Source organism: Neolewinella persica DSM 23188 (genome assembly GCF_000373105.1).
Classification (GTDB): domain Bacteria; phylum Bacteroidota; class Bacteroidia; order Chitinophagales; family Saprospiraceae; genus Neolewinella; species Neolewinella persica.
The window spans coordinates 98053-112244 of the sequence record NZ_KB890418.1; the positions used below are offsets into that span (position 1 = coordinate 98053).

General features: G+C 51.4%; 10 protein-coding genes. 4 read left to right on the top strand and 6 right to left on the bottom strand.

The genetic code is table 11. The annotated features are described in order from the left end of the window. Window positions 1–61: 61 nt before the first annotated feature. Together B036_RS0105315 and B036_RS0105320 are read right to left on the bottom strand one after the other, a co-directional pair. Window positions 62–1861 (bottom strand): hypothetical protein, encoded by a 1800-nt coding sequence (locus B036_RS0105315; RefSeq protein WP_020567652.1) that lies wholly within the window; start codon window positions 1859–1861, stop codon window positions 62–64. A 362-nt stretch (window positions 1862–2223) separates the two neighbouring features. After that, entirely contained in the window at window positions 2224–3342 is a 1119-nt protein-coding gene (locus B036_RS0105320) for a DEAD/DEAH box helicase (RefSeq protein WP_020567653.1), read from the bottom strand. A 43-nt stretch (window positions 3343–3385) separates the two neighbouring features. Here B036_RS0105320 and B036_RS0105325 point away from each other — a divergent pair, with 43 nt between their 5' ends. Then, entirely contained in the window at window positions 3386–4195 is an 810-nt protein-coding gene (locus B036_RS0105325) for a DUF1853 family protein (protein ID WP_020567654.1), read from the top strand. Between the two features lie 237 nt (window positions 4196–4432). Then, complete coding sequence (locus B036_RS0105330; RefSeq protein WP_020567655.1) at window positions 4433–5095, top strand: hypothetical protein; 663 nt, start codon at window positions 4433–4435, stop codon at window positions 5093–5095. 191 nt (window positions 5096–5286) lie between these two features. On the opposite strand, the gene B036_RS0105335 is transcribed toward B036_RS0105330, so the two are convergent. The 4 genes from B036_RS0105335 to B036_RS0105350 all read right to left on the bottom strand — a co-directional run bounded on the left by B036_RS0105335 (window position 5287) and on the right by B036_RS0105350 (window position 10015). Next, window positions 5287–5688 carry a 2TM domain-containing protein gene (locus tag B036_RS0105335; protein ID WP_020567656.1) on the bottom strand — a complete coding sequence of 134 codons (402 nt, stop codon included), beginning with the start codon at window positions 5686–5688 and terminating at the stop codon, window positions 5287–5289. A gap of 206 nt (window positions 5689–5894) precedes the next feature. Continuing rightward, a complete protein-coding gene (locus tag B036_RS0105340; protein WP_020567657.1) occupies window positions 5895–8393 on the bottom strand; it encodes a glycosyltransferase family protein in 2499 nt (832 codons plus the stop codon). Between the two features lie 9 nt (window positions 8394–8402). Next, window positions 8403–9443, bottom strand: coding sequence for an NAD(P)H-dependent glycerol-3-phosphate dehydrogenase (locus B036_RS0105345; RefSeq protein ID WP_020567658.1), 1041 nt, complete (start codon window positions 9441–9443; stop codon window positions 8403–8405). Between the two features lie 167 nt (window positions 9444–9610). After that, window positions 9611–10015: an RNA-binding S4 domain-containing protein gene (locus B036_RS0105350; protein WP_020567659.1), complete on the bottom strand. Its 405-nt coding sequence runs from the start codon at window positions 10013–10015 to the stop codon at window positions 9611–9613. A 539-nt stretch (window positions 10016–10554) separates the two neighbouring features. Here B036_RS0105350 and pckA point away from each other — a divergent pair. Both pckA and xseA read left to right on the top strand, forming a co-directional pair. Then, complete coding sequence (gene pckA, locus B036_RS0105355; protein WP_020567660.1) at window positions 10555–12120, top strand: phosphoenolpyruvate carboxykinase (ATP); 1566 nt, start codon at window positions 10555–10557, stop codon at window positions 12118–12120. Between the two features lie 758 nt (window positions 12121–12878). Further along, window positions 12879–14141, top strand: coding sequence for an exodeoxyribonuclease VII large subunit (gene xseA, locus B036_RS0105360; RefSeq protein WP_020567661.1), 1263 nt, complete (start codon window positions 12879–12881; stop codon window positions 14139–14141). Window positions 14142–14192: the final 51 nt, after the last annotated feature.

Here is a 14192-nt window from a genome sequence, read left to right on the forward strand (position 1 = left end):
GGTGGAGAGGACCGGCGAAGGGTCGATTTTTGGCAAGTGCCTTCTAGCGGTTAACCAGGCTTTACAGTTCGAACCGGAACGATACCTGCACCGCAAGCCCCGTTTTTTCTACCAATTGCTCCGCATCGTTTTGTAGGTTCATGGCTACGTTGAACGAACCTTCGAAAGTCATACCGTCTTCGGAAAGGCTTATTCCATTCAGGTTTAGCTTTTGCAGCGGGTCTACGTATACGCGTCCCTCGCCGTACTCCTGGCCGGGAAGCAGGCGATAGATCGCGGCGGAAGCTTCGTCATCTGTAAAACCTCCCTCGCGTGGATTGGCAAATTGAAGGAACAGGCTGTATTCTTCTCCGTTGAGTTCGCCGGCGGCGCGCACGAGCCAATCGAACGAACCGTTATCTGGCCAGTAAATGGGGACTAGCTCGGTGATTGGTACGGCGACACCGTCGATGGTAAGGTCGAAGTATTCGCCGTCACTCAGGTCGCCACAAACGATGAATTCGGTGGGCATTTCCTCGTCGGCAGCGCGGCGGACGACGCGGGAGGATGCCTTGTAATCACTGGTAAAGGCCTGAACGAGCAGGTCGTCACCGCTACAATCGATTACGTTGATGACCGTCATGCCGTCGCCGTCGGGAGCGAAATACTCTCCGCCGTTGCCACCGTTACCGCCAACCCAGATTTCCGATTTATCAATATTTGGTAAGGCGGTACCGCTGCAATCGCGTACCGTAGCTACAAAGACGGGGTTCGTCAGGTCAACGGTGATTTCTCCGATTTCGCGGGAGGTGTTCTCGTCCACGGGGTCAATAGCAAATACAAAAATCTCCTCGGTGCAGGGATCCGTTACGCTGAAGATTAGTGGAACGTTAGCCGCGACTTTTACGCAGAAGTAGCCGTCACAATCCACACGTGCTGCGGAGCAGCTCATGCCGCCATCCAGTGTCACCAGGAAGGGGGAGTGTGTGAGGGGCAGACCGTTGGGATCGACGAATCGGCCGCAGATACGGGTCACCGGATGGGGGACGTCTACATTACACGTACCACTGGACGTGATGTAGACAACGTAGCAGCCAGGGGCAAGGCGGGCCACGCCAGCGGGCAGCCAGAATCCGTCGGGATCCAGGACCCAAAAAGGGACCTCGTCGGTTCCTTTTGCCTGGGTCGACGGGTCAATGGGTAAGCGTACTTCTGCGGGGGTGTCTTCTCCCAGCACGAGTGGCGTGCCATCCGGTGCCTCCAGGGCGATGTCCATCATGCCATAGCTTTCCAATGCCGCTTCTTCGCCAGACGCCAACCGGGCCGGGAAGTTGAGGGCGCTGTTCAGCATCTCGTTAGCGTCTTCGGGGGCATCGTGGTTTATGTAAACTTCCACTTCCCCAGTGTAGGGCGTGCCGTCTTCGGTGGTGACGACGGTGTTGGGCTGAAGTTTGACGGAGAAGTTTTCGCCAAGTTGTATCGTTCCGCCCGCGGCGGGGTTGATTTCACCGGCTTTTACTTTTGGTTCCATGACAAAGGTTTCCCGCAGTTCGCCGTCGCCAGCTGGCATAAGTAAGCGGTTCTCCGGCCAGAATCCGGGTTTAGTGACGGTCACCGGTGTGCCATCAGGGTTTAGTTGGCTGGCTTGGATGGTGACGGAGCCGTCGGGGTTGACTTGTATTTGTGAAGCATTGAGTCCCGTTATGGTAGCATCCGATAAAGTGTTCCCTGGCCGCTCGGCCGTCACGGCGCTAACCGTAGCGGTGATGATGGCAGGTGTTGGGACTTCGCCGGTAATGGTGGTTACGACTAAACCTTCTTCGCGGCAGGCGCTTAAGAGGAGTAGAGCGAATAGGGTGGGGTAAAGTAGGAGTTTACGCATTTGGCTAGGGTTAGGTCACATAAGTGATACGGGTAAATAAGAATACGCTGCAAAAGGTAAAGCATTTTTCCTGAAGCGCCAAAATATTAACGCTTTAGAAAGACTTTTTGGCGGGGCCGCAGGTGCAGTGTAGGTTAGGCTGGGCCGTATCCTTTCACTGCTATCTCCTCATAAGAATGTGAAGGTTGGCTGCTGGGCCTTTTGGGCAATGGATGCAGCGTTAATTTGGCGGCGCGTAGCGCTGTGGAGTGTGCACCTCTTCACATTGTCTCTATGAAACCAGAGTGGCCTCGTTTATAAACCAAGCTGTGATTATCCGGCATTTTCTGTAGTCCCTCAATGTAGCGAGTTGGCGCACAACATTACAAAGTCATTTCACTAAACTTGATTCCCAATGCGCGTTGAACATCAAGTACCTTTTTCATTTCACCGGGAATAATCAGCGCTATTGACTGCCCTGTTTTACCCGCTCTGGCCGTTCGGCCACTTCTGTGCGTGTAATACTCTAAATGCTCCGGCAATTGATGGTGCAATACAAAAGAGAGGTTGTTTACGTCGATTCCCCTTGCCGAAACATCGGTTGATATCAAAATCTGAAGGCTTTCATTTCTAAAGGCGCGCATTACTTTATCTCGCTCTTTTTGTTGCATATCACCTTCTAAAGCTCCCACCGTAAAACCTTTGCTGTGCAGTTGCTTTGTTAGTTTCTGGGTTCCGGCTTTAGTCCTGCAAAATATGATTCCTCTTTTGCCTTGTCGCTTCTTAAGAAGCATTACAATGGTATTTACTTTATCCTTGATACTGGTATTGATAAAATGATGTGAAATATTTTCATTTACCAACGAATTCCTGTTCACTTCAACTCTAACGGCATCGGCTGACATGTAGGTCCTGACGATTCGCTTAATCTCTTCAGGCATTGTAGCAGAAAACAACCAGGTATTTCGTCTGGACGTATTGTGCTGCAGGATCCTGTTCAAATCTTCTTTAAAACCCATACTCAGCATTTCATCCGCTTCATCAAGAACTAGTGTCTTAACGTTTGAAATATCTACTGCGCCACGCTCAATTAAATCAAGCAAACGACCTGGTGTTGCAACAACAACATGGGTGGGTCTGGTCAAGGCCTTGATTTGGCGGGTTATCCTCTCTCCACCGTAAACACCTTCAGCAAAAATCATCTCATCAAGGTACTTGGTAAACCTGAAGAGTTGCTTTTGTATTTGCTGCACAAGCTCGCGCGTTGGCGCAATGATTAAGCCTTGTACTTGTGGTTTGTTGGCATCAATGGAACTTAAAAGCGGCAAGCCAAAAGCCGCGGTCTTTCCTGTTCCTGTTTGCGCTAAGCCGATAAGGTCGGTTTTGGTCCCTAAAAGCGTTGGTATTACGGCAGCTTGAATCTCCGTTGGCGTTATGATATTGAGTTCTTTCAGTGCTTTTATGTAAGCCTTACTTACGCCTAAGTCAGAAAATGTTGCCATAATTTATATTTGACACAAAGGTAGTTCGTACTTTCGGCAATCAATGGATTTAGCAACTAAATTGCGTTATCAAGGCTGTATCTCTACACCACCGCTATGGAAAAGTGAGACGGTATCTCCCTTCAAACAAATTGAGCTGGCCACTACCGCAGAAGCTGTTGATGATTCCGTGATCTTCAAGAATCATCGTTTGGGCAAACTCGTAGAAGAGTTCGTCTTTCACCAGGTGAAAAGCCGACCTTCCACCTCCTGGATTGATGATAACGTGCAGATTCAAAAGGACAAACGAACAGTTGGAGAAATTGACGCCTTGTTCTATGATGACGGAAGGCCCGTTCACCTGGAAATCGCCTATAAATTTTACCTGTACGATACCATCGAAGACTACGATGAGCCACTGGCTTACTGGATTGGCCCAAACCGTAAGGATAGTCTGTTCTATAAATTGGGGAAGCTTCACCTTAAGCAGTTTGCGCTTCTGCACAGTGAATTAACCAGGCCTTATCTGGAAGACTATAAGTTAGAGGTAAGTACCATCAGACAAATGCTGTGTTTCAAAGCACAACTGTTTTTACCGTACCAAAACAGAAGTGTTGGCGTTAGCCCATTAAATAGTGACTGTGTAGCAGGTTTTTATCTCGCCTTTCGTGAGATAGCCCTATTTAAAGGGCTTAAATTTTTTATTCCTGTTAAACTGGATTGGCTGATCGCTCCACATCATGACGTTGAATGGATCAGTTATGCTTCGGCCATAGAAATAATTGAAATTGACATTATCAGCAAGCGATCACCTTTGGTTTGGGTGAAGCAAAATGATGGGGTAATTGGGAAGTTTTTTGTGGTGTTTTGGTGATTTTAACCTGCTCGCATCGTCAATTACTCGTCGGCCGGAGCGAGACGTAGAAGGAAGCTCGTTCGCCAAGTAATAATGCGTTGGTTATAACCTCTTGTTCAATAAGTCGGGCCTTTCAGGCCGGCAAATAGCCAAACCTTAAATACTGTACATACAGCCACCGAATGTGTAACGCTTTGCATTTTGCTTGCATAGAGGGCTGAATACCCTCTTGTTTTACCGCTAACTCCACTCGCCATGCGCAGTTCTAGCCTCATCCTGCTTATTTTTTTTAGCAGCCTCCTCACAGCTCAGGTAGGGGTAAATACTCCCACACCCTCCCAGGCCCTTGATGTTATGGGTAAAATTCAGGTATCCGACGATGCAACGCCACCAGAGCGCGGTACCATCCGCTTTAACGATCAGACCAGCGAATTTGAGGGCTATAACGGGAGGGAATGGAAAGTGCTCTCGCTTGACAAGAGCAGCGATACCCCCACCGGCCCCATTCCCTACGGAGGTTTTTCTTCCCCCGTCCCCGTCGGTAACACCGAGGCCGTAAACTGCACTTTTGAAAAATCTGGAGTAACCGGTGACCCCGGACCGAACTCCTTTACGCAGGTCCCTGCAGGCCACTATTTTATCATTACCCACATAAATGTATTGGACAATAACCTGAGCACCGGGCTAGAACGGATGAATGTCAGCATAAGAGCAGGCACTTCCTTCAGCCGTTTCTCAACCGCGCTTCGTTATGCTGGTACCAATCACTCTTTTCCGCCCATTTCCGGTAGCCTCACCAGCCCACTGATCATTCTCCGGCCCGGAGAAAACATTCGCATTTTCAACAATGCGAATATTAGTCAGACTACGCTCAATGTCGCTTTTCGTGGCTTTTTAGTGGAGGATTTGACTTATTGAGGTAAAGGAGACCAAACGTAGGTTCGTTACTTACTTCCTACTCACGTGCAAAAAATAGTACATTAAATTACGGTTTTTGCAAGGGGCGCAGTCTCGTAATTTCCGCAACGACTGTAATCTTTGGGATAACTCCTTCAACCTAATTGGCTGAATTTAGGGACTGGGAAAATGCAGTAGTTTGAACTGTTCAACTAAACAAAGTCATCATTCCCTAAAGGTTTTCTCACAATTTCCTTTAACTCCAGGTTTTTGGGCTCCTCCAAGAGGTCTTTCTCTTGTCTGATCTGGTCTTTGAGTTCCCTTTTCCGTGTCAGTCTTTCTAATTCTTTCTCTAACTCATTCTCCTCCCAATTAGGACTAATGCCGAGGACTTCTAAGTTCTCTGTTCCAAAAGCGGTAAAGTAATGAGCTACTAAACCAACCCCCCAACTTAGGGAGACAATTATCACCGGAAGTAATTCACCATTGTTTTCAAAATGCATGATGGCATAAAGCATCCCGATGGTAAACACATAAGCTATGAGGTGGTAAAAGAATCCCTTTTTAGCTTTTACCTTTCTATGCGCCTTTTCGTAAATATCTTCGTTCTGCATCTTGTAGTATTTTTTGCTGATTTTAAAATCTGATTTTTTTAAAATTTACTTCAGCGCGTGTCTGAAATTAATACTTCGGGAGGGGCTAACGGGAAGTGTACGTGTAGCCCAGGGACTACCGGTCTAAAGCCAGGTCCATCAGCCCCCTACAGACGCTGCCCCAAAACCATTCCATTGCACCTGCGGCCGCGCCAAAAAGGGAATCGCTACGCTGCCTGCTCCTTCTTCCGGGCCTCCATAACCGAGTACCCAATATATCCCAGCAGTCCCAAAATTACCAGCAAACTACAGATCATAGATATTGGCCGACCAACAAAGTAGCTGGTGGGCCGGAACTCCATGCTAATGGTATGCTGCCCCGCAGGTACACGTAAGCCGCGCAACAGGTAGTTGGTCCGGATGAGGTTAGCGGGCTGTCCGTCAATGGTCGCTTCCCAACCGAGGTCGGGCCCGTACCACATTTCAGAAAACACCACCAGCTGCTCGGTGGGAGAATTGAAACTATACGAAAGTGCGTTGGGGGTATACTCCGTTAGCTGTACCGCGCCCTGACCGGTTGGCTGCAAGCCGGCAATCTCATTCGCAAATTCCTGGTGGACAATCGCCGTCGCTTTCAGGTCGGGCACCGAGCCCAGGGCCGCAAACTCTGCGTCGTTGGTGGGCACCGTCTGGATGGCATTCGCCAGCCAGGCATGGCCGAAAGCTGCCGGATTCACCTGGGCGCGGGGTGCGCCATCTTGTCCCGGTAATATGAACCACTTAACGTTGAGCATATTGAAAAGGGCCTGGTCTTCGCGGGCAGGGTAATTGTATTTGTAGGCATTTTCATTGCGCGCCAGGTAGCCGTCAATAACATCATTAATGCGGCGCATCTTAACCGCCGAATACCCGCCAACACTCTTGTGAAAGTAACTGGTACTGGCGTCCTGGAAGGCGCTGACCGTAGCGTTATACACCCGGAAGTTCGGGTCTTTGTCTTGCAGGATGGTGTTGTCGGCCGCAGTTGCCTGGTAAGGCGCTGCGGAAGCCGGGACCCGACGCCAGTCTTTGGCTTCCATCCGGGTGCTGTTGATGCCCGTGAAGTCCACGGCGATCAGCGCTGCGAGGATAAGGCCGCCAATCATCGGACTGATGGTGCGACGGAACATAAGGAAGATCGCGCCGAAGGTGAGACCAACGAAAAGGAAGCTGCGCCAGGCGCCGTCTGCATACATCGACCGTCTGGTGTCTACCAGGGCATCCAGTACCGCAGCGGTGTTGGGGTTGTCGGCCGGGAGAATGCTTCCGTCTCCCGCCGCCTTAAAGTCGATGAAGGAAGGGACGATTACCGTAATGATCAGACCAAGCGCGAAACTGGTGATACCAGAAAACAGTAACTGCTTGCGGGCTTTTTCTTCGTCCGTGTCCAGTGTTTTCAACCAATCGTGAACCCCGACGATGCCCAGAAAGACCATCATGAAGGTAGAAATGCTGAGCGCAGAACTCGGCGCACGGAAGAGGCTCAGGAAGGGTAGGGTGTCGTACAGGAAATGGTTGATGCCCTCCGCATTCTTGCCCATACTGAGCAGAAAAATGAAGAATGTGCCGGCACCAAGCCAGATGGCAATGGTGCGTCGTGCGGTAAACAACCCGAACAGGAACAATGCCCAAACTACGGCACCCAGGTAAGCCGGCCCTTCGGTGAAGGGCAGCGAGCCGTGGTACATGGGGAAACGAAAAACGGACTGCTGGGGGGCACCGAATTTGCGCAGTGCTTTGCCGAGGTCGGTTTTATTGCTGACTTGCTGGCCGTTTCCGCCACCAGCTGCCAATGGCGAGTAGGTGGCCAACAGATCTTTCAGGCCGTTACTCCACTGCATGGCGTAGTCCCATTCGAGGCCGTCGTCGGGAACGGCGGCGTTAGGATCACGGATATCTGTTTTGACGACGGTTTCCAGCTTTTGCCCGCCGCGCATGGTCTCTGCAGTGTACTGTTTGGTTGTCCACAATAAGCTGGCACCGGATCCGATGGCGAGGAATAATCCGAGGATCAATACCCCCATGGCCTTGCCGAAATGGGGTAGTTCTCCCGCTTTGAAGTCTTTTACCAGCCGGGCCACTCCGTAAAAGAGCAGTGTAAGCCCAAAGTAATAGAGCATTTGAGGGTGGTTGCTGGCAATTGCCAGCCCCATACCGAAGGCAAAAACCAGTCCGCCGAGCAGGTATTTTTTCTGAAAAGCCAACAGTACACCCGCTGCGACCAAGGGCAGGTAGAATACCGTAAGCACCTTAGTCATGTGCCCCGCTTCAAAAAGGACGAAGCCGTTGGTGGCCAGCCCTGCCCCCAGTGCCCCGGCAATACTTAGCCAGGGGCTGACGCCGATCAGGATCAATAAAAGGTAACAGGCGAGCATACCCGCAAAGAAATAGCCGGCGGGCCGGGCCATGAACCCGTTAAAAAGTTTACCCGATTTTTTAATGAGGTTTCCCGATGCTGGCGGACTGATCTGGTACGTTGGCATTCCGCCAAAGTTGGTGCCGGTCCACAAAGCTTCTTCTCCTGACTTAGCTTCGTACTGGGTTGTTTCCCGTACTGAGCCCAGGTAAGCATTAATGTCTCCCTTTGGCAGGCTTTTTCCCTGAAATTGTGGGGCAAAGAGAAAAAATACCGTTGCGAAGAAGACGCCAACGGCGATCAGGTGCGGGATAAAGCTTTTAAAATTCATGTGGGTAGCTTATAAAAAGTCGACGTCGACTTCGTAAGGATACGTAATCAGAAAGTCCATTGCCTCTGCAATGGGATAGTTCTCAAACACGATGCGGTAGAGCATCTCGGTAATGGGCGCACGCAGGCGCAGGTTCTTCGCCAGGTGGCGGGTGATCATCAGCGTCCGTACGCCTTCGGCAAGTTCCTGGCTGGTAGCACGTACTTCCTCCAGGTTTTCTCCGGAGCCAAGGCGAAAGCCAAACGTGTAATTCCGGCTTTTGCTCGAAGTGGCGGTGGCAATAAGGTCCCCGATACCGGCGGTACCAAAGAACGCCGTGTTGTCGCTTCCTAACGCCCGGCCGAAGTGAATCATTTCGTGGAGGCCCCGCGTAATGAGCATCGCCTGTACATTTTTGCCCAGTCCGTACCCTTTCAGGATGCCGGAGCCAAGGGCCACCACATTTTTAAGTACACCGGCGAGTTCGGCACCCAGGAGGTCGTGGGTATGAAAAACGTGCAGCTGCGGGGAGCTGAGAACGGCATCCGCCCGTTGAATGACTTCGTCGAATTTACTGGCGATGGCGGAGGCCGAAGGTTGCCCGTCAAGCAATTCCCGGGCCAGGTTGGGGCCTGCCAGAGCGCCGACACGCACGACCACGCTTTCCTCCAGGATGACCTCAGTCATGGTATGCACCTGCCGGCGGTCGATGCCGGTCATCGGGATGTCCTGCTCGTCCACCCCCGTAATGTCGAAACCTTTGGTACCGTGAATCATCACGTGGCTGGGCTGGAGGTGCTTGGTGACCGAGCGCATCATGTCCCGGAAATTATTGGAAGGGACGATGGGAAGAATCAGCTGACACCGATCGGCAATCTCCTCAAAATCATTGAGTACCGTTACCCGGTCGTGAAGTTTCACCCCGAAGCGCAAACGGTCTTTTTGGAGCTTCTCGGCCAACTCCTTATTGCGGCTGTAAACCAGGACCTCGGTGTTGAGGGCCAAAAGGTTGGCCATAGCCGTGCCGAAGGTGCCGGCACCAATGATCCCAACAGTTTCTGGTTTTGGCATAAGGGGAATATGGGTTAGAAAGCACAAGGTACGTTTTGCCGCTATAAATCGCAGCGCAATCCTAAGAAACCCACTCTCACGCCACATCCCCATGGGTTAAGGCTATTGAAAACGCCACACGTTTTTAATCAAAGCTTCCGTCACCTGATAATTTTGTGAGTAGGCCGCTATAAATCGTCCTCCTGATCGTCAAAACCGTCCTTAAAACGCGTGATCGTCCGACGTTCCCGTTTGGTGGGCCGACCTGAGCCCCGCTCCCGGAATTCGGTGCCGGCTTTACCGACGAACCAATCCTTGTACTTGTTGAGTTCTTCCTGGGGCGTGTGGTCTTCGTAGCAGGTAATGGCAATTGGCGCGCCGACGCGCTTTTCAATCAGGCGAAGTACTTCATATTCCAGGCTGAAACCATTCTTCTGCACGGTGATGCGATCACCGACGGTAACGGACGTGCTGGGCTTGGTGGTTGCGCCGTTGAGGCGAACCTTTCCCTGACGGACGGTGTCTCCCGACAATGTCCTGCTCTTGAAAATGCGAACGGCCCAGAGCCATTTGTCAATACGTACTTTCTCCATAGCTTGCTTGTGTGAAAGAAACGGTTTGAGGGTGGGGGATTGTTTAGCTTGAGGCATTTCTACTTTGATTTTAGTTTGATCCGGCGTTTTGTCCGGGAGGCGCGGACGCTGGTGCAGAGGAAGTTTGAGAGGCAGGGGAGGCAGTGACGGATGCTCGTTGACGCTGGCAATGTTTAGCTTGAGATTAGCCGTTCGACGGAGGAGCGAAAATGGGGATGTCCGTCTGATGGGGCATAGCCATAAGCCAGCACCGTAAGCATTCATTTGCACCCAATCCCCAAACACCTCTACTTTGCTCTAAAGTTTCCTTTTTGCACCTGCGGCCGCGCCTTATTGTTCAGTATACTGGATACTGATTCCTAAAAACTGAATCCTTAATACTGTAATACTACCTAAGCCTTCACTAACTTTGCAGCCTCAAATGCCGCATCCACCACCTTGGCGGCGCAGTGCACGCATTGTGTGCTGGAATTTAGCCAACCGGCCATCTTTTCAACTACCATTGATCGGTGGCTCTTTTTCTAAAACCAAATCAGTTCATGCAACATCCTAACCTAAAGGAAAATCTTTCCGTTTCCGCACTTGTGGAAGCCAGTATCAAAACCGGTCAGGGCCGGCTATCTGATGCGGGCGCACTCATTATCAATACAGGGAAATTTACCGGCCGCTCTCCCAAGGACCGCTACATCGTAGAAGACGATATCACCCGGGATAAAGTAGATTGGGGAAATATCAATATCCCTTTCACCTCTGCCGGCTACGACGCACTGGAAGAGAAAATCCTGAAGTACGCCAAAGGGCTCGACACTGTGTACTACCGCGATGCCCAGGCTTGTGCCAGCCACAAGTACCGCATCGACGTAAAGGTGTACACCGAACAGCCCTGGCAAAATCTCTTCGCCTACAATATGTTCCTTCGGCCTGATGGTGAAACCCACAGCAACCTACAGACCGACGAATGGACGATCTATGCCTTCCCCGGCTGCCTGGCGGATCCCGCTCTGCACGGTACCCGGCAGGAAAATTTCAGCATCATCAATTTCACCAAACAGACCATCATCATTGGTGGAACCGCCTACACGGGTGAAATCAAGAAGGGGATTTTCTCTGTACTGAACTTTGTTCTCCCGACGCGACGCAATGTCCTGAGCATGCACTGCTCCGCCAACGTTGGAACCAAAGGAGACAGCGCCCTGTTCTTCGGTCTTTCCGGTACCGGAAAAACTACCCTCAGCAACGACCCCGACCGCCGTTTAATTGGTGACGACGAGCACGGTTGGTCTCAGGCCAACGTGTTTAACCTGGAAGGTGGATGCTACGCAAAGGTCATTGACCTCAGCGAAACAAAAGAACCTCAGATTTATAAAGCCATCCGGTATGGTGCCCTTCTCGAGAACATTGACTTAAAGGAAGATGGCCATACCCCGGACTATGCCGGCAGCAGCATTACTCAGAATACCCGCGTGAGTTACCCGATCTACCACATCGATAACATCATGTACAACTCCCGCGGAGACTTGCCGAAGAACATCTTCTTCCTGACTTGTGATGCCTTTGGCGTCCTGCCTCCCATCAGTAAGCTGACGCCTGAGCAGGCTATGTACCACTTCATCAGTGGCTATACCGCCAAAATTGCCGGTACGGAGGCTGGGATAACGGAGCCACTCGCTACGTTCTCTGCCTGTTTCGGTGCTCCCTTTATCCCACTGCACCCAACCGTTTATGGCGATATGCTAGGCAATAAACTCAAAGCTGCGGCGGCGGATGGTAACCCCATAAATGTCTGGTTGATCAACACCGGCTGGACAGGTGGCGCTTACGGTACCGGTTCCCGCATGGAACTAACCTACACCCGCGCTATGATCAAAGCGGCCCTCACCGGCGCGCTTAATGACGTGGAGTTTCATCAGGAATCGTTTTTCGGACTTTCAATTCCAAAGACCTGCCCGGACGTCCCCAACGCGATCCTTAACCCCAGAGATACCTGGCGTAACGAAGAGGTTTACGACGAAACTGCCAGGAAACTGGCAGGTCTGTTCAACAATAACTTCAAGGCTTTCGCCGACGAAGCTGACCCACTGGTCGTTGAGGCTGGACCTCGCTAGTAGATTGTTCCCCAAATAATCCAGCATTGGCAAAATTAGCTTCAGGGGTTGTAAGTATTTTATTTACTTACAACCCCCGATTTGATTTTCGAAAGTATCTTTGTACTCCCTTAATTGGAACAAGTTTTCAGATGTTAAAACATTATATCTGAACTCTTTAATCCAATTGGCCGTTAGGCTACGTACGTTGGTTAAGTAAGGTCTTTAAACCGCTACAAAAACACCTTCGGACCCCTCGGTTCCGGAAGCAAAACCAAGTCTTTGTTCCACCTCAGGCGGAACCGCAATCCTTAAAGTAGTTCGGTCTCCGGGCGAAGTCTGAGGGCATGGGTTTTCCGTTTTTGTAGCTGTATAACAAGGTCTTAAAAAATTTAACTAAAAGAAATAGGTGACTAATTTATGTGTCCTCCGTCAAAAAAGCGTCTCCAACAGGAAAGCACGCTTTTCATAAATGGAGGACATAACATAGGTTTTTCATGATATGAATATGGGTTTTAGGTGTTTTTCTAGGAGGGTCCGGACATTGTCTGGCCCTCTCTTTTTTTGGTGTGGGGGAAGGGAACCACTAAGGCACTGAGGCATTAAGTTTTACACTTTGAACTGGTGACCCAGGCAACGCAACGAAAACGAGGGGCTGCGCTTGATCCTACAGATCTGCGCTGAGCCCTCGCTACGCAAGACACCCCTCCGGGCCTAAGTGGGAATGCTCACTCCCCTCCACCAACTACATACTACCCACGAATCCCTACCTTCACCCCATGGCTCCGGCAACCTACCAACTTTCCGATCTAACCAGCTTCATCCGACGCGTTTTCGCGCTGAATCTACCCGAACCTGTTTGGGTGGCGGCGGAATTGGCCCAGGTAAACATTTCCCGGGGACATTGTTGGCTGACATTGGTGCAAAAAGAAGCGGAGAGTGACGCCATCAAGGCCCAGCTGGAGGCCGTGGTTTGGGCTAATAAGCTCCGTGAATTACAGGGGATACATGGTTTAAAAATGACTAAGGGGCTGTTGCAACAGGGCATGTCGGTCCGTTTGCGGGTAAGTACGTCTTTTCACGAGCGATTTGGTCTGCGGCTGGTTGTTGAAGACATTGACCCGACCCACACCATCGGCGCGTTGGAACGCCGGCGACAACAAACGCTGGAAAGTTTGGCTGCCGATAATCTGATGAACCGTAATGCGGAGCTGCCCCTGCCCGTCGTGCCGCAACGATTGGCGGTCATCTCCAGCGATACCGCTGCTGGCCTCGCAGATTTTCGGGAACAGCTGGAGGGGAATCCCTACGGCTACCGTTTTCAACTGCGGCTATTTGGCGCCGCGATGCAGGGCGCCCAAACCAGCCCTGAAATCATCAGCCGGCTGCGGGAGATCCGCCGAAACTGGCCCGATGCTTTTGACGCCGTTGTTATCGTCCGTGGTGGAGGTGGGCGAACAGATTTGGCTGCTTTTGATGATGAGGCGCTCTGCAGGGCCGTTGCGGAATTTCCGTTACCGGTACTGTTAGGAATTGGCCATGAAACAGATGAAACGGTGCTTGATCGGGTGGCGCACAAAAGCCTGAAAACACCCACTGCTACGGCTGTTTTCCTGGTCGAACGCCTGATGCAGGCCGAGGTCCGCTTGCTGCAGTTAGGCAGAGGTGTTTTATCGGTTGGCACGCACCAGCTGTCGGCAGCGACACAAGAACTCAACCGGCAGGCCAGTGCTGTCCGCCAGGCCGCCGGGCAGTCTTTATTGCACGAACACCACCGACTGGACCGCCTGGCGGGGGAGCTGAACCAATTGCCGGGCAGGATACTTTCTACGGCCAACGACCAATTGTCACATTATGAACAGTTACTGGCGGCCCTCCGGCCTGAAACAACCCTGGCCAGGGGCTACGCCCTGGTTAGCCAGGAAGGCCGGTTGATTACAAATCCTGATGATTTGGTCGAGGGTGAGGTAGACGTTCGGCTTAAAGAGGGTAGGGTGAAGTTAAAGATGCAGGGGCGGGGCTTGCCCCCGCCCACGGAATGATCCCCGTCATCAGGGGCAGCGCTTGCCCCCCCCGCCCACAGAATGATCCCC